This window comes from Alcanivorax xiamenensis (assembly GCF_009846745.1).
Taxonomy (GTDB): Bacteria; Pseudomonadota; Gammaproteobacteria; order Pseudomonadales; family Alcanivoracaceae; genus Alloalcanivorax; species Alloalcanivorax xiamenensis.
Genome location: NZ_AQPF01000001.1, coordinates 21417 through 42180 on the forward strand (window position 1 = coordinate 21417; position 20764 = coordinate 42180).

18 protein-coding genes are annotated in these 20764 nt (G+C 62.4%); 8 read left to right on the plus strand and 10 right to left on the minus strand.

The window, feature by feature from the left end; all coding sequences use genetic code 11:
- The first annotated feature begins 112 nt into the window (after window positions 1-112).
- Entirely contained in the window at window positions 113-2224 is a 2112-nt protein-coding gene (locus tag A6D6_RS00080) for a TonB-dependent receptor (RefSeq protein ID WP_159659599.1), read from the plus strand.
- On the opposite strand, the gene A6D6_RS00085 is transcribed toward A6D6_RS00080, so the two are convergent.
- Window positions 2221-2415 (minus strand): YheV family putative metal-binding protein, encoded by a 195-nt coding sequence (locus tag A6D6_RS00085; protein ID WP_097058308.1) that lies wholly within the window; start codon window positions 2413-2415, stop codon window positions 2221-2223. The two genes, A6D6_RS00080 and A6D6_RS00085, sit on opposite strands and share 4 nt — an antisense overlap.
- A gap of 232 nt (window positions 2416-2647) precedes the next feature.
- Entirely contained in the window at window positions 2648-4681 is a 2034-nt protein-coding gene (gene prlC, locus A6D6_RS00090; RefSeq protein WP_159659600.1) for an oligopeptidase A, read from the minus strand.
- A 45-nt stretch (window positions 4682-4726) separates the two neighbouring features.
- Here prlC and A6D6_RS00095 point away from each other — a divergent pair, with 45 nt between their 5' ends.
- Window positions 4727-5260, plus strand: a complete 534-nt coding sequence (locus tag A6D6_RS00095; RefSeq protein ID WP_133491250.1) for a gamma carbonic anhydrase family protein — start codon at window positions 4727-4729, stop codon at window positions 5258-5260.
- A 99-nt stretch (window positions 5261-5359) separates the two neighbouring features.
- Here A6D6_RS00095 and A6D6_RS00100 read toward each other — a convergent pair whose 3' ends face one another.
- The 6 genes from A6D6_RS00100 to A6D6_RS00125 all read right to left on the minus strand — a co-directional run bounded on the left by A6D6_RS00100 (window position 5360) and on the right by A6D6_RS00125 (window position 11159).
- Window positions 5360-6343 carry a lipid A deacylase LpxR family protein gene (locus A6D6_RS00100; protein ID WP_133491249.1) on the minus strand — a complete coding sequence of 328 codons (984 nt, stop codon included), beginning with the start codon at window positions 6341-6343 and terminating at the stop codon, window positions 5360-5362.
- Window positions 6340-7158 (minus strand): shikimate dehydrogenase, encoded by an 819-nt coding sequence (gene aroE / locus A6D6_RS00105; protein WP_159659601.1) that lies wholly within the window; start codon window positions 7156-7158, stop codon window positions 6340-6342. Before aroE ends, A6D6_RS00100 begins: the two co-directional genes overlap by 4 nt.
- Window positions 7155-8063 (minus strand): oxygen-dependent coproporphyrinogen oxidase, encoded by a 909-nt coding sequence (gene hemF, locus A6D6_RS00110; RefSeq protein ID WP_133491247.1) that lies wholly within the window; start codon window positions 8061-8063, stop codon window positions 7155-7157. The genes aroE and hemF overlap by 4 nt, the downstream gene beginning before the upstream one ends.
- A 37-nt stretch (window positions 8064-8100) precedes the next feature.
- Window positions 8101-8649 carry an L-threonylcarbamoyladenylate synthase type 1 TsaC gene (gene tsaC / locus A6D6_RS00115; protein WP_133491246.1) on the minus strand — a complete coding sequence of 183 codons (549 nt, stop codon included), beginning with the start codon at window positions 8647-8649 and terminating at the stop codon, window positions 8101-8103.
- Window positions 8650-8764: 115 nt separating this feature from the next.
- Window positions 8765-9835 carry a DNA-processing protein DprA gene (dprA, locus tag A6D6_RS00120; RefSeq protein ID WP_133491245.1) on the minus strand — a complete coding sequence of 357 codons (1071 nt, stop codon included), beginning with the start codon at window positions 9833-9835 and terminating at the stop codon, window positions 8765-8767.
- 253 nt (window positions 9836-10088) lie between these two features.
- Complete coding sequence (locus A6D6_RS00125) at window positions 10089-11159, minus strand: LysM peptidoglycan-binding domain-containing protein (RefSeq protein ID WP_201303668.1); 1071 nt, start codon at window positions 11157-11159, stop codon at window positions 10089-10091.
- A 150-nt stretch (window positions 11160-11309) separates the two neighbouring features.
- On the opposite strand from A6D6_RS00125, the gene def reads away from it, so the two are divergent.
- The 5 genes from def to A6D6_RS00150 all read left to right on the plus strand — a co-directional run bounded on the left by def (window position 11310) and on the right by A6D6_RS00150 (window position 17219).
- Window positions 11310-11816 carry a peptide deformylase gene (def, locus tag A6D6_RS00130; RefSeq protein WP_097058313.1) on the plus strand — a complete coding sequence of 169 codons (507 nt, stop codon included), beginning with the start codon at window positions 11310-11312 and terminating at the stop codon, window positions 11814-11816.
- A gap of 181 nt (window positions 11817-11997) precedes the next feature.
- On the plus strand, window positions 11998-12963 hold the full coding sequence (gene fmt, locus A6D6_RS00135) for a methionyl-tRNA formyltransferase (RefSeq protein ID WP_133491244.1): 966 nt from the start codon (window positions 11998-12000) through the stop codon (window positions 12961-12963).
- Complete coding sequence (rsmB, locus tag A6D6_RS00140) at window positions 12956-14260, plus strand: 16S rRNA (cytosine(967)-C(5))-methyltransferase RsmB (protein WP_159659602.1); 1305 nt, start codon at window positions 12956-12958, stop codon at window positions 14258-14260. Before fmt ends, rsmB begins: the two co-directional genes overlap by 8 nt.
- A gap of 13 nt (window positions 14261-14273) precedes the next feature.
- On the plus strand, window positions 14274-15650 hold the full coding sequence (gene trkA / locus A6D6_RS00145) for a Trk system potassium transporter TrkA (RefSeq protein WP_133491242.1): 1377 nt from the start codon (window positions 14274-14276) through the stop codon (window positions 15648-15650).
- A gap of 117 nt (window positions 15651-15767) precedes the next feature.
- A complete protein-coding gene (locus A6D6_RS00150; protein WP_159659603.1) occupies window positions 15768-17219 on the plus strand; it encodes a TrkH family potassium uptake protein in 1452 nt (483 codons plus the stop codon).
- A gap of 80 nt (window positions 17220-17299) precedes the next feature.
- On the opposite strand, the gene A6D6_RS00155 is transcribed toward A6D6_RS00150, so the two are convergent.
- Both A6D6_RS00155 and A6D6_RS00160 read right to left on the minus strand, forming a co-directional pair.
- Window positions 17300-18334 carry an amidohydrolase family protein gene (locus A6D6_RS00155; protein WP_159659604.1) on the minus strand — a complete coding sequence of 345 codons (1035 nt, stop codon included), beginning with the start codon at window positions 18332-18334 and terminating at the stop codon, window positions 17300-17302.
- Between the two features lie 209 nt (window positions 18335-18543).
- The gene (locus A6D6_RS00160) at window positions 18544-19191 is read right to left on the minus strand and encodes a TetR/AcrR family transcriptional regulator (protein WP_159659605.1); all 648 of its coding nucleotides are present in this window, start codon (window positions 19189-19191) and stop codon (window positions 18544-18546) included.
- Window positions 19192-19421: 230 nt separating this feature from the next.
- On the opposite strand from A6D6_RS00160, the gene A6D6_RS00165 reads away from it, so the two are divergent.
- Entirely contained in the window at window positions 19422-20606 is a 1185-nt protein-coding gene (locus A6D6_RS00165; protein ID WP_133491238.1) for a thiolase family protein, read from the plus strand.
- Window positions 20607-20764: the final 158 nt, after the last annotated feature.

Sequence of the window (20764 nt, forward strand, 5' to 3'; positions counted from 1 at the left end):
TTCTTACATGATATGATAATGGTTTTCATTCGTGATTGATGTTCCTGGCAAGCTTTCCGGCCAAGAACGTCTCGTTGTCCTTTCGTGTTTTTCAAGGTAAGGGAGAATCCCCATGCACCACAGACAGCTCTGGCCGGCATCGGCCATCGGGCTGGTATTGGCATGCCCGGTATATGCCGCCGAACCGCCCCAGAACCATGTTCTCGACCCCGTGGTTGTCACCGCCTCCCGAACCGGTACCACGCAAGAAGACTCTCCCCAGGTGGTCCGGATCATCCAGAAAGAGGAGATCGAGGAACAGCGCCGAATCACCTCCGATTCCTCCCAAATCCTGAGCAACCTGCTGCCCTCGTTCTCGCCCAGCCGTCAGAAAATGAGCGGCAGCGGCGAGACCCTGCGTGGCCGCACGCCTTTGGTACTGATCGATGGTATTCCCCAATCCAATCCGCTGCGCCCCACCGGGCGGGAAATGCACACCATCGACTTCGCCATGGTCGAGCGCATTGAGGTGATTCAGGGCGCCAACGCCACCAATGGCCTGGGCGCCACCGGTGGGGTCATCAACCTGATTACCAAAAGACCCGAACCCGGCTCTCTGAATCAAAACATCGACGTACAGGTCTCCACTCCCACCTCCGAAATGAAATCGGAAACGCTAAGCTATAAAACCCATTACGGTGTGAGCGGCAACGCCGGCAACGTCGATTATCTGTTCGCCCTTGGTTACGAGGAACAGGGCATGTTCCTGGATGGCGACAATCACCTGATCGGGGTGGACAACACCCAGGGTGACCTGATGAATTCGCGCGCCTATGACGCCATGGGGAAACTGGCTTACTGGCTGGATGACAATCAGCGTTTGCAGTTGAGCGTGAACCGGTACCGGATCAAAGGCCTGAATGAGTACGTCAGCGTTACCGGAAAACGGGACGATGGTGTACCGACCACCTCCACTCGTGGCACCCCCGAAGGCGACGCGCCTTACAACGAAGTGTGGACCACCGGCCTCAGTTACGACCACTACGATCTGGCGGGTATGCAGTTCAGCGCTCTGGCGTTTTATCAGGACTACGAGTCGCTGTTCGGTGCCACTGATTCCAATTCTTTTCAGGACCCGGCCATCGTCCCGGCTCCAGGCAGACTTTACGACCAAACCATGGCGGAAACCACCAAGTACGGCACCAAGGTTTCCCTGACCAAGGACGGCCTCTGGAATGGCCGGCTGAAATTCACCGGCGGCTTCGACACCCTGTTTGATAATACCGAGCAGTTCCTGTGGCTGACCGACCGCACCTACGTGCCGGAAGTGGAGTACACCGATCTCTCGCCCTTCATCCAGATTCAGCTCAAACCCATTGACTCCCTGACGCTCTCCGCCGGCGCCCGTTATGAATATGCGGAGTTGAAGATCGACGGCTATCACACCGTGGCCGCCAATAATGGTGTGTATGTTGAAGGCGGCGACCCCAGCTTCAATGACACTCTGTATAACGTGGGATTGGTCTGGGCGCCGCGGGATAACTGGAGCCTGTTCGCCAGCTACTCGGAAGGGTTCGCGCTTCCCGATGTGGGTCGCGTTCTGAGAGGCATTCAGGACCCTGGCCGGTCAGTGGAAGACTTCCAGAACCTGCGCCCGATCGTCACCGATAACGTGGAAGGCGGTGTTCGTTATCAGGACGGTCCATTCAATGCCGAGGTGAGTTATTACGTTTCCTCATCGGATTTCGGTACCCGCGTGGAATTGGAAAACGATGCGTTCGTGATGCGGCGGGAGAAAACGAAGATCGACGGCATCGAGGGCACTCTCGGGTACCAGTTCACACCAAATCATAGCGGCAAGCTGTCCTATTCCCATATGCGCGGCCGTTACGACAGCAATGATGACGGCTCGCTGGACGCCCGACTGAACGGCCTGAATGTGGCTCCCGACCGCCTGATCACCAGTTGGTCGGCACGCTGGTCACCCAAGCTGACTTCCATCGTGCAGGCCAACTACGCTTTCGACAAGAACTTCGACGGCGAGGACGAAGACTTTGACGGCTTCCTCCTGGTTGACGCGGCTATCGGCTATCAATTACCCAAAGGGCAACTCAGCGTGGCGCTTTCCAATCTACTGAACAAGCAGTACGTCACCTATTATTCGCAAAGCGCGCTGGTTAATAATGATCGCTATTTCACGGGCCGGGGGCGCACTCTGACCGTGGGTTATCGTCTGAACTTCTAATGCTTCCCGGGTGGGCGCAGGTCCACCTTCTGCACATTCGCGTCCGTCGCTTGTGGTTCCGCGTCCAGATCACGCACCAGACCACAGGCGACGCATTCCATCCACTGCTTGTCACCATCGATGACGCGCTGGATCTTGTCCATTTTTCCGCATTCCGGACAGGTGGCGCCGGCGATAAATTGACGTTTCATAATTTTACTCGCTGGACAATTTTCAGATTGCAGGGCCATACCGTGGTCATAACACAGTGACACGTCTACACGACCATTCACTGCCAAGGCAGTTTCCCACAGCAGTATCACTAAGGAGCCGCTGTGGGAAACTGCCTTGGCAGTGAATGCAGAGCGAATACATGTCTCCAGAACCAACGGACTGAGACACGGCCCTCTTCATATAGAAAAGGAGCCGCGATTTCCTGACTATCTATACGTCGATACCGCTGTGCCGCAACAGCGGTTCCACGCTCGGTTCGCGGCCACGGAATGCCTTGAACAGTTCCATCGGTTCCCGGCTGCCGCCCAACGCAAGAATGTTGTCACGGAATGCACGGCCAGTTTCCTCATTGAATGTGCCTTCTTCCTCGAATCGCGAATAGGCATCGCTGGAAAGCACTTCCGCCCATTTGTAGCTGTAGTAACCCGCGGCGTAGCCGCCGGCGAAGATGTGTGAGAACCCGTTCTGGAAACGGTTGAACGCCGGCGGCTGGATCACCGCCACTTCATCACGAACTTCGTCCAGTACATTCTGAATATTCAGTTCCGGTGTGTATTCCGCGTGCAGACGCATGTCGAACAGGGAGAATTCCAGTTGTCGCATCATGGCCATGGCACTTTGGAAATTCTTCGCCGCCAGCATCTTGTCCAGCATCGCTTTGGGCAGCGGTTCGCCGGTTTCGTAATGACCGGAGATCATTGCCAGACCTTCCTCGGTCCAGCACCAGTTTTCCAGGAACTGGCTGGGCAGCTCCACCGCGTCCCAGGCAACGCCGTTAATGCCGGAAATCCCGGACACTTCCTGCTCGGTGAGCATGTGGTGCAGACCATGGCCGAACTCATGGAACAGCGTCACCACCTCGTCATGAGTTAACAAACCCGGTTTGCCGCCCGCCGGCGGCGCGAAATTACAGGTCAGGTAAGCGACCGGAGTTTGCACGGAACCATCCAGCCGACGACGGCGGATACGGGCGTCATCCATCCAGGCGCCGCCGCGTTTGCCGGTACGCGCGTACATGTCCAGGTAGAAAGCGGCGCGGACACCGTCATCGTCGTCCACCAGCTCGAAGAAACGGACATCCGGATGCCAAGTGTCCACGTCATCACGCTGGCGGAAACGAATTCCGAACAGCTTGCCGACCACGGCGAACATGCCATCGATGACTTTTTCCGCCGGGAACCAGGGGCGAAGCGCCTCGTCGGAGAGGTCGTAACGGGCTTCCCGCAAACGCTCGCTCCAGAAACCGATATCCCAGGGTTGCAGATCCGTGGCGCCCTGCTCGGCGGCGAAGTCCCGTAATTCCCGCAATTCCTTCTCTGCCTGCGGCCGGGCTTTGCGCGCCAGGTCGTGCAGGAAGGTGATCACTTCATCAACGTTGCGGGCCATCTTGGTGGCCAGCGATTTCTCCGCATAGCTCTCGAAACCCAGCAGTTTCGCCTGAGCATCACGCAGCGCCAGAATCTCGTCCATGACAGGGCCATTGTCGAAACGGCCAGCATCCGGTCCTTGATCGGAGGCACGCGTGGTGAACGCTCTGTACATTTCTTCACGCAAGGCGCGGTTGCGGGCATGGCTCATTACCGCCAGGTAGACCGGAAAATCCAGCGTTAACAGCCAGCCGTCCAGCTCCTCGGCCCTGGCACGATCGGCGGTACCCGCCAGCGCGGTTTCCGGCAGGCCGTCCAGTTCCTGTTCATCGGTAACGTGTTTTTTCCAGTTCTGGGTGGCGTCCAGAAGCTGGTTTTCATACTGTGTAGTGAGTTCGGAAAGACGCTTGGCGTTTTCCATATAACGGCGTTTGTCTTCCTCTCCGAGGGCGACGCCGGAAAGACGGAAATCACGCAGGGTATTATTAATGTCCTTGCGCTGGGCCTCGCTGAGGGTGGCGAACTCCGCGCTGTCGTGAAGCGCCTGGTAGGCCGCGAACAAGGCGCTGTTCTGGCCCACCTCGGTACCGTATTCGCTGAGCAGCGGCAGGCAGGCGTTATAGGCTTCACGCAGGGCCTCGTTCTGAGCAACGGCGTTGAGATGCCCCACCGGCCCGAAAGCCTTGCCGAGACGGTCGTCTTCCTCGTCGAGGGCGGCCACCAGCGCCTGATAACCCACGTCACCGGTTTTCAGCACCGACTCGATTCGCTGACGGCCATCCGCGATCAGCTGCTCCACCGCCGGTTTGACATGCTCGGGACGGATCTCGGAAAAGGGGGGCAGATCCGGGTAGTCGATCAACGGGTTGTGACTCATGGGGCCTCTCGTTATAAACGGCATTCACCTGATTGGGAGAAAGAGATGGGGATTCGTCGCTTCGAAGACAAGGTACCGCAACTGAGCGAACGGGTATATGTGGACCCCGCCGCCACCGTGATCGGTGATGTAACCCTGGGCGAGGACTGTTCGATCTGGCCGGGGGCGGTGGTGCGCGGCGATATGCACCGTATCCGCATTGGCGCCCGCACCAGCGTTCAGGACAACGCCGTGCTGCACATTACCCACGCCTCCCGTTTCAACCCGGACGGCTTTCCGCTGACCATCGGCGACGATGTCACTCTTGGCCACCAGGCCATGTTGCATGGCTGCACCGTGGGCAACCGGGTCATGGTGGGCATGCAGGCGATGATCATGGACGGCGCGGTGGTGGAAGACGACGTGATGATCGCCGCCGGCACCCTGGTGAGCCCGGGCAAACGCCTGGAAAGCGGCTGGCTGTACCGGGGCAGCCCGGCCAGACCGGCGCGCCGGCTCACCGAGGAGGAACTGGCGTTTCTGCCCTACGTGGCGGGGAATTACGTGAAGCTGAAGGACCAGTATCGGGCACAGGAGTGAATTTGTCGGGGAGGGATCGCGGTCCCACAATTCGCAGCCAAGGCAGTTTCCCACAGAGGGAGCCACGGAGCCGCTGTGGGAAGCTGCCTTGGCTGCGAATCAAATCGCCCACATGAACGACATATTACCGAAGCTGATCGGATCGCTGTCGCGGATCGGCGAGGTAGAGTGCTGCAAGGTCATGGTGAAGCTGAAACGATCATTGCGGACACCCACCCCTCCGATCATGGTGACGGTCCAATCTTCCTTGTCGATATTGTAATCCTCGCCCTTGCGCTCGATATAGGAATAACCGTTGTATTGCACGGATGAGCCCAGAAACAGCTCCCAGCCGAACCCGGGGTTATCGAACAGCCCCACCAGGGAGCCGGCGGTGCCGATACCCGCATAATCCGGAATGAAATTGCCGGGCAGATTGCGGCCGAAACGGATGAACCCTCCGGTCTGCGCATTACCGTCGAAATTATTGACGTCAACGCCCCAGGCGCCGCCCAGCTCCAGTTGATAGCCGCTATCGTATTCCCGCTTGAGGAAGCGGTGGGCGTGCAAAAAATAGACCCCTCCAATGAGATCCGGACCGAGCTGATTGTCCCACCCTCTTGGCCGGGTGGAGCCGGTGATCTTGTGGACGATCTTCTGGCTTTCCTCCGCGCCGGAGTCCGGGCCCACCACGCCACCTCTGATACCGTAGCCGTACAGATTATGGGTGTCCCAACTGAACAGGCCCAGTTCCAGATTGCTGTAGCCCACATAGGGCACATCACTGTAATCCGGCGTGGCACGCTCAATATCGTCGGGCGTCACCATGATCTGTTCCAGGCTGACGGTGAGAGCATGGCGCTCATCCGCCGCTGACACTCCCGGCAGCGGATCCAGAGCCCGCGCCACCGCGCAGGTCGCTCCGCCATTGTCATCGCATTTGCCATGACCATCGCCAACCCAGCTGATACGCAGGCCATTGGTGTAGTTCTTGTCCAAACCGACGAACAGGTCGTTATCCCACGAAAAACCGAGGGTATCCGCACCACATACGCCAGCGAAGGAAAGGCCGGCACCGAGGATCCAATTCCGCATCCGAATCATGACGCGCTCCGTAGGCTATTGAGCACCGGACGAGTGTCCGGCCGCCACCCCCGCCAAACCTGAAAGGCCTCCGCCGCCTGCTCCACCAACATGCCCAGGCCATCCCGAACAGCCGCCGCGCCAGCGGCGTCCGCCCACCTCATGAACGGCGTCGGCTGATGGCCATAAACCATGTCGTAGGCCACCGTATCCCGGTGCACCAGGTTCGCCGGCAACGCCGGCATTTCTCCTTGTAATCCCGACGAGATAGCGTTGATGATGAGGTCGAAGTCACTGCTTAATTCCGTTAATCCCGCCGCCACCACAGGACAATGCGGATTCTGGAATAATGTGATCAGCGTCTCCGCCCGGGCTACGGTGCGGTTGGCGATCGTCAGCGCCGCCGGCTCACGCGCCAACAGCGGCCCGAGCACACCACGAACGGCACCGCCGGCACCCAGAATCAGTATCCGCCGCCCTTGCAACACCCAGCCCTGGTTATCGCACAAATCGGTGATCAGTCCGGCACCGTCGGTGTTGTCTCCGCGCAGCTTGCCCCGTTCCCACCACAGCGTATTCACCGCTCCGGCCTGACGCGCCCGTTCAGTGAGTGTTGCGCACAGGTCATGGGCCTGTTCCTTGAACGGCACGGTAACGTTGGCGCCTTTGCCACCAGCCTGGAAGAAAGCGTCAACCAATTCGGCGAAGCCATTCAGAGGCGCTTCGATACGCTCGTAGCGGAGGTCCTCGCCGCGCTGAGCGGCAAAGGCATGGTGGATGTCCGGCGATCGCGAGTGGCTCACCGGATTGCCGAATACCGCGTAGCGATCGGTCATATCCACTCCTTATGAATCAGAAACTGCTCGTACAACGCGGCTTCCTCACTGCCCGGCTCCGGGCGCCAGTCGTAATCCCAGCGCACCAACGGCGGCAGCGACATCAGAATCGATTCGGTGCGACCGCCGGACTGCAGGCCGAACAGGGTGCCACGGTCGTAGACCAGGTTGAACTCCACGTAACGTCCCCTCCGATAAAGCTGGAAGCGGCGCTGGCGTTCCCCAAAGGGCGTGGCCTTGCGGCGCGCCACGATAGGCCGGTAGGCGCGAATGAAAGCGTCACCAACGCTGCGCATGAAAGCAAAGCTGTGGTCAAAACCAAGCCGGTTGAAGTCATCGAAAAACAACCCGCCGATACCACGCGGTTCGTCCCGATGCTTCAGATGGAAGTAGCGATCGCACCAGGCCTTGAACTCCGCGTACAGGTCCTCGCCGAACGGCGCGCAGGCGTCCCTGGCCGCACTGTGCCAGGCCACCGCGTCCTCTTCGAATCCGTAATAGGGCGTCAGATCAAAACCACCACCGAACCACCATACTGGCGATTCCCCCGGTTTTTCCGCCAGGAAGAAACGGACATTGGCATGACTGGTGGGCACATAGGGATTGTGTGGATGCAGAACCAGAGAAACGCCCATGGCCTGAAACGAACGCCCGGCCAGCTCCGGCCGATGAGCACTGGCGGAAGGCGGCAGGCTCTCGCCATGCACATGGGAGAAGTTGACCCCGCCTTTCTCAAACACGGCCCCCTCGCTGATCACCCGGCTGCGGCCGCCACCGCCCTCCGGGCGCTCCCAAGCGTCCTCGATGAAGCGGGCGCCGCCGTCCTCATCCTCAAGCTCCCGGCAAATGCGGTCCTGCAGTTCGAGCAGATAGCGCTTTACCGCTTGCGGCGCCACCTCGGTCATCGGCATTTCTCCGTGGTTATCTGGACGGTCGCGCCGGTCAGGCCCGCACGACTCGCCCGGTTTCCAGATCGATAATGGTGGAGGGCCGGGCCCTGGGATCGCAGTCACCAGTAACGATGAAATCCAGCTCCTCCCCCATTACCCGGGCGACCTGAAAGCGATTGCGAGCGGGGGGCTGGCCGGCGCGATTGGCGCTGGTGGAAATGATCGGCGTGCCCACGGCCCGGGCCAGGGCCCGCACCAGCGGATGCGGACTGACCCGCACCGCCACCTTGGCGTGTTCGCCGCGAACCCACTCCGGAACCGCCGGGGTGGCCGGCAGCAGGTAGGTCACCGGTGCCGGCCAGATATCGCTCAATTGCCGGCGTTCCGCGTCACTCAGAACCACCAGCCCGTCGAGCTGGGACAGGTCCGCTGCGACCATGATCAACCCCTTACGCCAGGGCCGGGATTTGATCGCCAGCAGTCGGTTCACCGCCTCGCGGTTGAACGGGTCACAGCCAAGGCCGTAAACGGTTTCCGTGGGGTATGCGATTACGCCGCCCGCGTGAACAATGCGGGCCGCTGTGTCCAGGTGCAGATTCATGTGAAAAGCGCGTTGGGACGAATGGGGAGAGCCTCTCCGGTCGGCACGTAGGATACCCGTTGTAGCGTCCATCCCGCCAGCACCGGACGGTTCGCCGCCTGGCCACCCCGGCGGGTCAACCCTGCGGGCGGCTCACATAGCCGCCGCCGACCCGTTCGATATACCCCTCCCGCTCCAGTTCCAGCAAGGCGGCGGTCAGCTCCGGCAGCGCCAGGCCGGAGCGTTCGCATAGCTGATCCAGGGTATTCACGCCGCCGATGAAGTACCGCGGCAACGGCGACGGCGGTTCACTCAGTGACGGGCTGTGCGCCACCGTGCGATGAAAGTCCTCGAAGGCCGCCAGCACATCATCCACACATTCCAGCCAGTTGGCGCCCTCGCGCAGCAACTTATGGCAGCCCTTGCTGAGCGGGTTATGAATGGAACCGGGGATGGCGAATACTTCCCGCCCCTGTTCAGCGGCACAGCGGGCGGTGATCAGGGAGCCGCTGCGCAGCGCCGCCTCCACCACCACGACGCCCAGACTCAGGCCGCTAATAAGGCGATTGCGTTGCGGGAAAGAGCGCCGGGAAGGCGGCCGCCCCGGGGCGAATTCGCTGACCAGGGCACCGCCAGCGGCGACGATGTCCCCGGCCAGCCGGCAATGACGTGGCGGGTAAAGCTTGCCGGGGCCATGCCCCAGCACCGCCAGGGTGATCCCCGGGGCCGCCAGCGCGCCACGGTGAGCGGCGCCGTCCACGCCCAGGGCCAGCCCGCTGGTGACGGCGAATCCCGCCCCGGCCAGACAACGTCCGAAACGAAAGGCATTGGCTTCCCCTTCGGCGGAGGCGCCGCGGGCGCCGACCAGGGCGATCTGGGGACGCGCCAGCGCGGTCACCTCGCCCATTACCGCCAGCACCCCCGGCGCGTCCGGCAGATCCGCCAGCAGTGGAGGATAATCCTCGTCCCCCAAGGCCAGCCAACGCCACCCCTGGCTGGCCAGCGGCCGCCACAGCGCTTCAAGGGACTCCGGGGCCGCCAGCCAGCGCCGGCGTTCGCCCGCATTCGGCAAACGCCCGGGCAAGGCCTCGCCATAGCGGGTCAGAGGGGTTTCGGCGATGGGGTAACGACGCAGGGCCTCACCGAGGTGCATGGAAGCGGGATCGAACGCCTTGGCCAATGCCAGGCGCGCAAGCTGGTCTCGCATAAAAACGCACCTCCCTGTGCGCGTTATGGACTCTGTAAATCGGCCTCAGGCCGAGTGCCAAAGGATTGTAGAACGACTCCAGTAAGAGATAGCTACGAAGCCGCTGTGGGAAGCGGCCTTGGCCGCGAAGTCTCTGGGCCGTTGGCCATTCGCTTGCGAGCAAGCTTCCCACAGCGGCTTCGTAGCATGATCCGCGGGAGCCAGCCTGCTGGCGAAGGGCGTGATAGGCACCATGGAACCTCCCACAGCAGGCTCAGTAGCTGCCTTCCGGGCTTTCCACCATGTCATTCATATAAACCGGACGCTCGGACTCCATGATCAGCCCATAGCTGACTTTCTCGAACACCCGGAACAGCACCAGGGAACCGGCCCGGGTACGGGGCAGACGCACCATCTCATCCTGCTGCCGGTCCCGAACCTGCTCGCCCTGCTGGAAGATATCCAGCACGTGGCCTTCCTCCATGCCTTCCCGGGCGCCGCGGTTGATCACTACCACGTCATTGCGGGCGACGCTGCTGATCCGGTCGAAGAAGCGGATGATACGGCCCTCCACTTTTTCCTCCGGCGCGTGTGGATACAGCAAAGCGCGCACGCGCTGATCCGGTTGCGGGAACAGCCGATCATCCACCCGCAGGTCCTCGGAAGAGCGCAACACCTGCATGGTGGCCATGTCTTCCTCGATACGCGCCACCGAGGCCAAACCGACCTGACGGGCCTCGTAGCCCAGCACCTCATCGGTGACCGGGTCCACGTATTCTTCCCCCACTCGATACAGCCCATAGCGCTGCTCGGCGTTTTCCCAACGCTGCTCCGGGTCACGGGCGTGGACGGTATCGCCACCGCCGAAGATGACACGGCGGTCCTGCCCACCGAGAATATAGGGCGCGGCGCTGATATCCGCGCGCTCCAGTACCAGGGCCTGCTTGAGATAGCTTTGGATGGCGTTCATCGGAATCGCCGGGATGGCGTCCTCGCGGCTCATTTCCCGTATCCTGGGTGACAGCTTCACGGTGCCGTCGGGCAACTGGCTTTGCTCACCGCTGGCGCGATCCAGCTCCAGCCGTGGTTCACCATCCACCCAGGACAGGCGAATGGCGTCACCGGGAAAAATCAGGTGCGGGTTCTTGATGGCGGGATTAACGTGCCAGATCTCGGGCCATTGCCAGGGATGTTCCAGGAAACGCCCGCTGATGTCCCAGAGAGTATCGTCTTTCTTGACGTAGTAGACGTCCGGGTGATTATCGCGCAGGGTTACGGCGGAAACGCCGGCGGCCACCACCAGCATCGCGCACGCCGCCGCCAGGCGCCGGAGCGTTTTGATCATCAGTGGTTTCCTTTTATGATTATGAGCACCCACGTTGTGGATGCATCCCCCAAATCGGCGTGAGCCGATTCTCGATACTAGCAACGTGATCATAGAGTTAGCAACCAAATCTAAAGTAGTCTGGCAACAGCAGACTAGCCGGGACCCCAAATGGCCAAACTGGAAATACTTGAATTCCCCGACCCCCGACTCCGCACCGTAGCAAAACCGGTGGAGCAGGTGGATGACGCGCTTCGCAAACTGATCGACGATATGATCGAAACCATGTACGAGGCATCCGGCATCGGTCTGGCGGCGACCCAGGTGAACGTGCATCAGCGTTTGCTGGTGATCGACATCTCCGAGGAACGGGATCAGCCGCTGGTGTTCATCAATCCGGAGATCACCCCGCTCACCGGGGATCTCGCTCCCTATGAGGAGGGCTGCCTGTCGGTGCCGGGCTTCTACGAACAGGTGGAGCGGCCGGCGCGGGTGATGATCAAGGCCCTGGACCGGGACGGCAATCCGTTTGAGATGGAGGCCGACGGCCTGCTCGCCACCTGCATCCAGCACGAGATTGATCATCTGGACGGCAAGCTGTTCGTGGATTACGTATCGCGGCTCAAGCGCGACCGTATCAAGAAGAAACTGCAGAAGATTCACCGCCAGCAAGCCTGAGCGCCTGTTTAACGCTTCTAAGAAGCCGCTGAAGAACGTCATGCCGGACTCGATCCGGCATCTCCCTCTACCAAGCCATGCGCCCTGCAGAGGAAGATCCCGGGATGACGGGGTGTTTTTCAGAGGTTCCCTAACCAAGGGGCGGCAGCGCCGCCCTGCTTCCTGGAGACGGATCACCATCGTGGCCCATTCCGAACCATCTTCCCGATTACGGCTGGCCTTCGCCGGCACGCCGGACTTCGCCGCGAGCTGCCTGCAAGCACTGCTGGACAGCTCGCACGACGTTGTCGCTGTCCTTACCCAGCCGGACCGGGGCGCCGGTCGCGGCAAAAAGGTCAAGCCGGGGCCGGTCAAAGCACTGGCGGAGAGCGCCGGCATCCCGGTTCTGCAACCCGCCACTCTTAAGGACGAGGCGATCCAGACCCGGCTCCGCGATCTCGAACTGGACGCGCTGATCGTGGTCGCCTACGGCCTGATCATCCCCCAGGCGGTGCTGGATATCCCCCGGCTGGCCTGCGTCAACGTGCACGCTTCACTGCTGCCGCGCTGGCGCGGCGCGGCGCCGATCCAGCGCGCCATCATGGCCGGTGACCGGCAAAGCGGCACCACCATCATGCGCATGGACGCCGGCCTCGACACCGGCCCCATGCTGCTGGCCGAAGCGCTGGACATCGGCGACCGTGAAACCGGCGGTGAACTGCACGACCGGCTGGCCGCACAGGGCGCGCGCCTGTTGATCACGGTGCTGGCGGATCTGCCCGGCCATTTACAACGGGCACGGCCGCAGCCGGACGACGGCGTCACTTATGCCCACAAGCTGAGCAAGGAAGAAGCGCGCCTGGACTTCCGCCTGCCGGCCCGGGCCCTGAGCTGCCGCATCCGCGCGTTCAATCCCTGGCCGGTGTGCTGGTTTGATCTGGATGGCAAGGCGGTGCGGGTATGGGAAGCGCGGGAGTGCGACGCCGACACCACCCTGCTGGAACCCGGCGACATCGTCACCGCCGATGCCGACGGCGTGGTGGTGGCCTGCGGCGACATTGCCTTGCGGCTGCAACGGATCCAGTTGCCGGGCAAGAAGCCGATGAGCGTGGCCGAGGTGCTGCGCGGCCATCCGGATCTGTTCGCGCGGGGCGGTCATCTTGGCTGAGCCGGCCCCCAACCCCCGTCTGGCGGCGGTACGCGCGCTCAATCGTGTGCTGCCGGGCAGCGGCGACGGCGCCAGTCTGCGTGAAGTGCTGCGCGCCCAGGCCCTGGAGGGCGCCGCCGGCGGTCTGATGCGCGATCTCTGCTTCGGCGTCTGCCGCTACCTGCGCCCGCTCAATCACTGGCTCAATCAGCAGCTGAGCAAGCCGCTCAAACCCAGTGCCCAACCGGTGCGTCTGGCGCTCCTGTGCGGCCTTTACGAATTGTGGTTCAGCGATCGCGCCGACCATGCGGTGGTCAACGCCTATCCGGACCTGTGCCGCAAATTGAAGGCAGGCTGGGCCAGCGGCCTGGCCAACGCGGTCCTGCGCAAGGCCAGCCGTGTTGACGCCGCCACCGCCTTCGCCGGCTACCCTGACGCGGTGCGCTGGTCGCTGCCGGACTGGCTCTGGCAGCAATGGCAAAATGACTGGCCGGATCAGGCCGCCACCATGGCCGAGGCCAGCCTGGCGCCGCCGCCGCTGACTCTGCGGGTGAATCAACGGCACCACGACCGCCACTTCTGGCTGGCGCGGTTCGGAGCCGAAGCCCGCGCCGGCGCCCTCTCTCCCTGGGCGTTGTATCTGTCACCACCCCGTCCAGTCACCGCCCTGCCCGGTTTCGCCGAGGGCGAACTGACGGTGCAGGACGAGGCGGCGCAACTGCCGGTGACCTTGATGGCGGTACCCGACGGCGCGCGCATACTCGACGCCTGCGCCGCACCGGGCGGCAAGACCGGGCAGTTGGCCGAAACCTTTCCCGACGCGCGGCTGGTGGTACTGGACGTGTCCGAACCTCGCCTGCGTCAGGTGCGCGAGGCGCTCAAGCGTCTCGGCGCCGAGGCCACCGTGCTCCAGGGTGACGCCGCCGAACCGCGAAGCTGGTGGGACGGCGAGCCCTTCGACGCCATTCTGCTGGACGCGCCCTGCTCCGCCACCGGCATCCTGCGCCGCCAGCCGGACGTGAAATGGCATCGCCGCCGCCAGGACCTGCCGGCACTGGTGGATTTACAAGCGCGCATGCTGGATGCACTATGGCCGCTTCTGCGCCCCGGGGGTACGCTGGTGTACGCCACCTGCTCGGTGCTGCGCGCCGAAAACGATCAGCAAATCAGTGCGTTCCTGGAACGCACCGAGGACGCCACCGAGGACACGCCGGGCGTTGACGCCCCGTCACCGGCGGCGCGAGGCTGGCAATTGCTGCCGCGGGATCAGGGGCCGGACGGTTTTTATCTGGCCCGCCTGCGCAAAACCATGGGGTGATCGGACCGCGATCATGAAGATCATTATTCTGGGTGCCGGCCAGGTGGGCGGCACATTGGCGGAAAACCTCGCCGGCGAACGCAACGATATCATCGTCATCGATACCGACGGCGAGCGCCTGCGGGAACTGGGGGACCGCCTCGACATCGGCACGGTGCAGGGCATGGGCTGCTACCCTACCGTGCTCAAGGACGCCGGTGCCGAGGACGCGGACATGCTGATCGCGGTGACCAACTCCGACGAGGTCAACATGGTCGCCTGCCAGGTGGCGTACAGTCTGTTCCGCACTCCCACCAAGATCGCCCGCATCCGCACCGCCCATTACACCAGCCGCGCCGACAAGCTGTTCAACGAAAGCGCCATTCCCATTGATGTCATCATCAGCCCCGAGCAGGTGGTCACCGACTACATCAAGCGTTTGATCGAACACCCCGGTGCCTTGCAGGTGGTGAACTTCGCCGGCGGACGGGTACAGTTGGTGGCGGTGCGCGCCTACTATGGGGGACCGCTGGTGGGTAACGAGCTGCGCGAGCTGCGCAAGCACATGCCCAACGTGGACACCCGGGTGGCGGCGATTTTCCGCCGTAACCGGCCGATCATTCCAGAAGGCAACACGGTCATCGAGGCGGACGACGAAGTGTTCTTCATCGCCGCCAAGAACGACATACGCGCGGTCATGAGTGAACTGCGCCGGCTGGAACACAACTACAAGCGCGTGCTCATCGCCGGCGGCGGCAACATCGGCTACCGCCTGGCGAAAAGCATTCAGCACCGCTACAACGTCAAGGTCATCGAACGCTCACCGCAACGGGCCGACTGGCTCGGTGAAAAGCTGGAGCACACCGTGGTGCTGCAGGGCCTCTCCACGGACCGCGACGAGCTGCTCAAGGCTAACATCGAAAACACCGATGTGTTCTGCGCGCTGACCAACGACGACGAGGCCAACATCATGGCCTCGCTGCTGGCCAAGCGCCTGGGGGCGCGCAAGGTGATGACGCTGATCGCCAACCCGGCCTACGTGGACCTGGTCCAGGGCCATGACATCGACATCGCCATCTCGCCGCAACAGTCCACCATCGGCAGCCTGCTGACCCATGTACGCCGTGGTGACGTGGTCAACGTCTATTCGCTGCGCCGTGGCGCCGCCGAGGCCATCGAGGCGATTGCCCACGGTGACGCCAAATCCTCCAAGGTGGTGGGCCGCGCCATCGAGGACATCGACTTGCCGGAGGGCACCACCATCGGCGCCGTGGTGCGCGGTGAACGGGTGCTGATCGCCCATGACGATGTGGTGATTGAACCGAACGATCACGTGATTCTGTTCCTGATCGACCGCCGCCGCATCCGCGATGTGGAGAAGCTGTTCCAGGTCGGGTTTACGTTCTTCTAGGAAACGTATGCACGCTGACACGCCAACACGCTTGCACGCTCGCAAGCGCCACTTTCCAGCCCACGTTTTTCTGCGTGTTGCGTGTTGCGTGCTGGCGTGTCAGCGAAGGAAGAAAGCATGCATTTCGCGCTGATCTCCAAAGTGCTTGGCCTGCTGCTGGTGGTGTTCAGCTTCACCATGATGCCGCCGGTGGCGGTGTCCTACTTTTACCAGGATGGCAGCGAAGGGCCTTTCCTGGCCTCTTTTGTGATCTCATTGCTGCTCGGCCTGGTGCTGTGGCTGCCGTTCTTCCGCCACCGTGCCGAACTGCAGACCCGTGACGGCTTCCTCGTGGTGACCCTGTTCTGGTCGGTACTGGGGGTGATTGGCGGCCTGCCGTTTCTGATCTCCGCCGATACGCCGGTGGGGTTCACCGACGCGGTGTTTGAATCCGTGTCCGGCTTGACCACCACCGGCGCCTCGGTGCTCTCCGGTCTGGATACACTGCCCAAATCCATTCTTTACTACCGCCAGCAACTGCAGTGGTTTGGCGGTATGGGCGTTATCGTGCTGGCGGTGGCGATTCTGCCCATGTTGGGCATCGGGGGTATGCAGCTGTACAAGGCGGAGATTCCCGGGCCGATGAAGGACGCCAAACTGACGCCGCGCATCGCCGAGACCGCCAAGGCCCTGTGGTATTTGTATCTGTTCATTACCGTGGCCTGCGCTTCCGCCTACTGGCTGGCCGGTATGTCTCTGTTCGATGCTATCACCCACAGCTTCAGCACCGTGGCCACCGGCGGTTTCTCCACTCACGATCAGTCCATGGCCTATTGGGACAGTGCCGCCATTGACTGGATCACCACCGTTTTCATCATCATCGGCGGCACCAATTTCGCGCTTCATTTCGCTGCTATTCGCGGCCTCTCGCCCCTGACGTTCGTGCGCGACCCGGAATTCCGCTTCTATATCGGCATGGTGTTCCTCTACATCCTGCTGGTAACCCTGGGACTGCTGGCCTTCAACGTGTTCCAAGACGCCGACGAGACACTGCGTCACGCCGCGTTCCAGGTCGCCTCGTTCAGCACCGGCACCGGCTATACCAGCACCAACGCCGCCGCCTGGCCGGGTTTCGTGCCGTTTCTGCTGATCTTCACCAGTTTCCTCGGCGCCAGCGCCGGCTCCACGGGCGGCGGTATGAAGAGTGTGCGTGGCGCCCTGGTGTTCCATCACAGCATTCGCGAACTGCGGCGGCTGATCTACCCCAACGGTGCTTTCGCCCTGCGCTTCGGCCGCCATACGGTGAATGATCGGGTACTGCAGGCGGTATGGGGTTTCGTCGGCGTATACATCACCATCGCGGTGGTCTTCACGCTGCTGTTCACCGTCACCGGGCTGGACCTGACCACCGCGGTCAGTTGTGTTGCCGCCAGTCTCAACAACCTGGGCGTGGGTATCGGCGGCGTGGCCGGCGGCTTCGCCGACATCTCTCCCGCCGCCAAGTGGATGATGACCCTGCTGATGCTGCTCGGCCGTCTGGAGATCTTCACCCTGCTGGTGCTGTTCACGCCGCTGTTCTGGAAGCAGTGATATCTAACGCTGTATTCGCGAGCAAGCTCGCTTCCCACATGAGGCTACGGGCCGCTGTGGGAAGCGAGCTTGCTCGCGAATCATTGGCCCCGCGGAATTTCCAGCCGATACGTTTCAATGGCGTTTCCCCGGAACAGCGCCGCTTTCTCTGTCTCGGAAAAACCGGCGGCGTAGCGTTTAAAGGCGTTCCATAACACCTGGTAGGAGCAGGACACCTGATCCACCGGGAAGTTACTTTCGAACATCGCCCTTTCCACGCCGAAGGCGGACAGACAAACGTCCAGATAAGGGCGCCAGAGAGCCACCAGCGTTTCCGAGGACGGCGGCAGAGCCTGACCATCCAGATCGAAACCACAACTGTGCATGCCCAGCCCACCCAGTTTGATCCGTACGTTGGGGCAGCGTGCCAGCGACTCGATCGCCATGCGCCACTCGGAAAACAGATCCTGACGCCGCCCGGCATAAGGCCCCACGCCAAGCACCCCGCCGACATGATCGAGTACGATGACGGTGTCGGGGAAAGCCCGCGCCAGATTCTCCAGCTCCGGCAGTTGGTGAAAGTAGGTCCAGCAATCAAAGCTTAGTCCCAACGGCGCCAGACAGGCGAACCCTTCGCGGAAATTGGGATCCAGCAGCAGCTTCTCCGGTGGAATCCGGGTGGTGGTGCGTACCGTCGGATCCGGATCCCAGACGCTGGACTGACGGATGCCACGAAAACGACCACCGCCTTCCTTCAGGTGGCCTTCCAGAACCCGATTCACCGACGTGCCCAGGCGCAGATCGGCGTGACCGACGATGCCGGTACAAACCCGGCCACCGGTGGCGTCCGCCACGCTTCGGGCAAAACGGGTCTCGCCCAACGGGCGCATCGGTTCCGGGCCGCTGTCACGATACTGTTCCAGGCATTCCACGAAGACCGTGCCAATGACGCGGTGGCCGGCGTTCAGATCGGTTTCGATATCCGCTTGCAGATAGGTGGCCCGTGGCGGCCCCCACAGATGATGGTGCGGGTCGACGATGGCCAGATCCGGCTCCAGCACCGGTTCCTGATGTTGTGCCAGCCAGTCCCGATCCGGACCCGGCAGCACCGGTTTTTGCGACGTTGTTGTTGTCATCGAGGCTCCTGATTGTCCCGGTCTGTTGTTTTCATTTCCGGGTTTCCGATCCCGGACAGGCCGGAATCAGCCCGATACTTTTCCACTTTTCACGACGACAATCAAAGCTGATTTTTTATAACCGCCATTCGCTTGCAAGCAAGCTTCCCACAACGGCTTCGTGGCGTAATCCGCGGGAGCCAGTTTGCTGGCGAATGCGGCTGGCTGAATTATTCAGCCAGCCGCCCCACCAAGCTGGTCTTGAGCAATGCCAGCGCCGGCCGCACCCGCTCCTCCGGCCCCATCTCGATACGCCTGAGGGCAATACCGCGCAAGGCATCCATCATGAACGTGCGCACCCCGACCAGAGTGTCGGTGTCCAGGGACACGTCGGCGAACAGACGCACCCATTCCCGATGGCGGGTCTCGGCCAGCTCGCGCATTTCCTGGCACAGCTGCGAGTGGAGCGCGCCATTGAAACGCTCATACAAACGGATCTCCATGGCCGCCACATAGTCGTCGCTGCCCAACACCGACCAGTAATGGTCCACTACCCAGGCCACCCGATCGGCCAAAGGCCGGGCCGCCAGCTCCGCCACCGGAAACCCCCAGTCCAGGCGCAATGCCAGACGGCTGCGAACCGCCACGAACAGATCGTCGCGGGAGGCAAAGTGGTATTGCAGAGCGCCCCGGGAAACCCCCGCGCGACGCGCTACCAACGGCGTGCTCAGGGCGGCGTAGCCTTCCGTGCGAATCAACTCCAGGGCGGCGGTCACCAGTTTCTCCCGGGTATCCAGACTGCGCGCCTGCCGGGGGGCGCGCCGGGCACCGGGGACTTCCGCGTCCGTCGCCGGAGAGTTCTCTACGTCTTCGGTCATGGTTGTGATCCATTGCGTTCGCCGAATGCCGATCATCTTGACCGGCAAAAAAAATCATGGTTGATTGTTTATCCCGTTTTGTCGAGCCCCGGGCGCTCTTTTTCGCGCCAGGTTCCCGGACCCAACGGGCGATGCCTCCCGGATATTCCCGGATGGCGGCCATCGGAACAATAAGGAGCACAAAATGAATCCCCCCCTGCCGCCGGGAGATCCCCGGCATGGAGTCCGTCATGACTGAAGCCGCCGTTATCGTCGACGCCCTGCGTACCCCCATGGGCCGTGGCAAACCTGATGGCGGGCTGGCCAGCCTGCACCCGGTGGACCTGCTCGCCGCCCTGTTGAAAGAGACCGTCCAGCGCCACGACCTTGATCCCGGCCTGGTGGATGACGTCATGATCGGTTGCGTCAGTCAGTCCGGGGAGCAGTCCGCCACCCCCGGCCGAATGGCCTTGCTCGCCGCCGGCTTTCCCGAGCATGTCCCCAGCACCACCATTGATCGCAAATGCGGCTCCAGCCAGCAAGCGGTGCATTTCGCCGCCCAGTCGATCATGGCCGGCGCCAATCAGCTGGTGATCGCCGGCGGCGTGGAGTCCATGAGCCGGGTCCCCATGGGCAGCGCGCGCATGGGCCAGGATCCGTTCGGCCAGGGCGTGAACGAACGCTATGCCCCCGGCCTGGTGTCCCAGGGCGTAGCCGCCGAGTTGGTGGCCAGCCGTTACCAGCTGGACCGCGATACCCTGGATCAGTATTCCGCCCAGTCCCACCAGCGGGCCGCGGCTCATCGCGAAGCCGGTGCTTTCCGCGACGAGATCGTGCCGGTGACCCTGCCCGACGGCCGTGTCCTGTCCGAGGACGAAACCATCCGCCCCGCCACCACCGCCGAACGGCTGAGTGAATTGCGTCCGTCATTCCAGGACGACGCCCTGAAACAGCGCTTCCCGGAAATCAACTGGAGCATCACCGCCGGCAACGCTTCTCAGATCACCGACGGCGCCTCCGCCCTGTTGATCATGAGTGAAAGCCTGGCCAACAAACTGGGGCTTCAACCGCTGGCCCGTTTCGTCAGCTTCGATGTCCGCGGCGACAGCCCGCTGACCATGCTGACGGCGCCGATTCCGTCCAGCAAACGGGCCCTGCAAAAAGCCGGCATGAGCGTGGATCAGATCGACCATTTCGAGGTGAACGAGGCCTTCGCGCCGGTCCCCCTGGCCTGGCAAAAGGAGCTGGGCGCGGACCCTCAACGGCTTAATCCTCGCGGCGGCGCCATCGCCCTCGGCCATCCGCTGGGCGCTTCCGGGACCCGGCTGATGACCACACTGGTGCACGCTCTGGGCCAGAACGGCCAGCGCTATGGTCTGCAGACCATGTGCGAGGCCGGCGGCATGGCCAACACCACCATCGTCGAGCGGCTGTGAGGTTCCATGGACGACAGTCGTAGCTTGTTACTGGACACCGCTGGACGACTCTTCGCCGAACTGCGGGACACACCGGACGATGCTGACCTGGCCTGGCGGCGGGTGGCCGAACGGACGAGGCCCGCGGCGGCTTCGACCTGCCGGCTGCGGATGCGCTG

Coding starts and splice junctions, on each gene's coding strand:
- hemF (WP_133491247.1), bottom strand. CDS start 8,063: ATGACCGAGGTGGCGCCGCAAGCGGTAAAGCGCTATCTGCTCGAACTG.
- tsaC (WP_133491246.1), bottom strand. CDS start 8,649: ATGAATCTGCACCTGGACACAGCGGCCCGCATTGTTCACGCGGGCGGC.
- aroE (WP_159659601.1), bottom strand. CDS start 7,158: ATGACCGATCGCTACGCGGTATTCGGCAATCCGGTGAGCCACTCGCGA.
- A6D6_RS00155 (WP_159659604.1), bottom strand. CDS start 18,334: ATGACAACAACAACGTCGCAAAAACCGGTGCTGCCGGGTCCGGATCGG.
- A6D6_RS00095 (WP_133491250.1), top strand. CDS start 4,727: ATGGGGATTCGTCGCTTCGAAGACAAGGTACCGCAACTGAGCGAACGG.
- A6D6_RS00080 (WP_159659599.1), top strand. CDS start 113: ATGCACCACAGACAGCTCTGGCCGGCATCGGCCATCGGGCTGGTATTG.
- A6D6_RS00160 (WP_159659605.1), bottom strand. CDS start 19,191: ATGACCGAAGACGTAGAGAACTCTCCGGCGACGGACGCGGAAGTCCCC.
- prlC (WP_159659600.1), bottom strand. CDS start 4,681: ATGAGTCACAACCCGTTGATCGACTACCCGGATCTGCCCCCCTTTTCC.
- A6D6_RS00125 (WP_201303668.1), bottom strand. CDS start 11,159: ATGATCAAAACGCTCCGGCGCCTGGCGGCGGCGTGCGCGATGCTGGTG.
- def (WP_097058313.1), top strand. CDS start 11,310: ATGGCCAAACTGGAAATACTTGAATTCCCCGACCCCCGACTCCGCACC.
- dprA (WP_133491245.1), bottom strand. CDS start 9,835: ATGCGAGACCAGCTTGCGCGCCTGGCATTGGCCAAGGCGTTCGATCCC.
- trkA (WP_133491242.1), top strand. CDS start 14,274: ATGAAGATCATTATTCTGGGTGCCGGCCAGGTGGGCGGCACATTGGCG.
- A6D6_RS00150 (WP_159659603.1), top strand. CDS start 15,768: ATGCATTTCGCGCTGATCTCCAAAGTGCTTGGCCTGCTGCTGGTGGTG.
- A6D6_RS00100 (WP_133491249.1), bottom strand. CDS start 6,343: ATGATTCGGATGCGGAATTGGATCCTCGGTGCCGGCCTTTCCTTCGCT.
- A6D6_RS00165 (WP_133491238.1), top strand. CDS start 19,422: ATGACTGAAGCCGCCGTTATCGTCGACGCCCTGCGTACCCCCATGGGC.
- A6D6_RS00085 (WP_097058308.1), bottom strand. CDS start 2,415: ATGAAACGTCAATTTATCGCCGGCGCCACCTGTCCGGAATGCGGAAAA.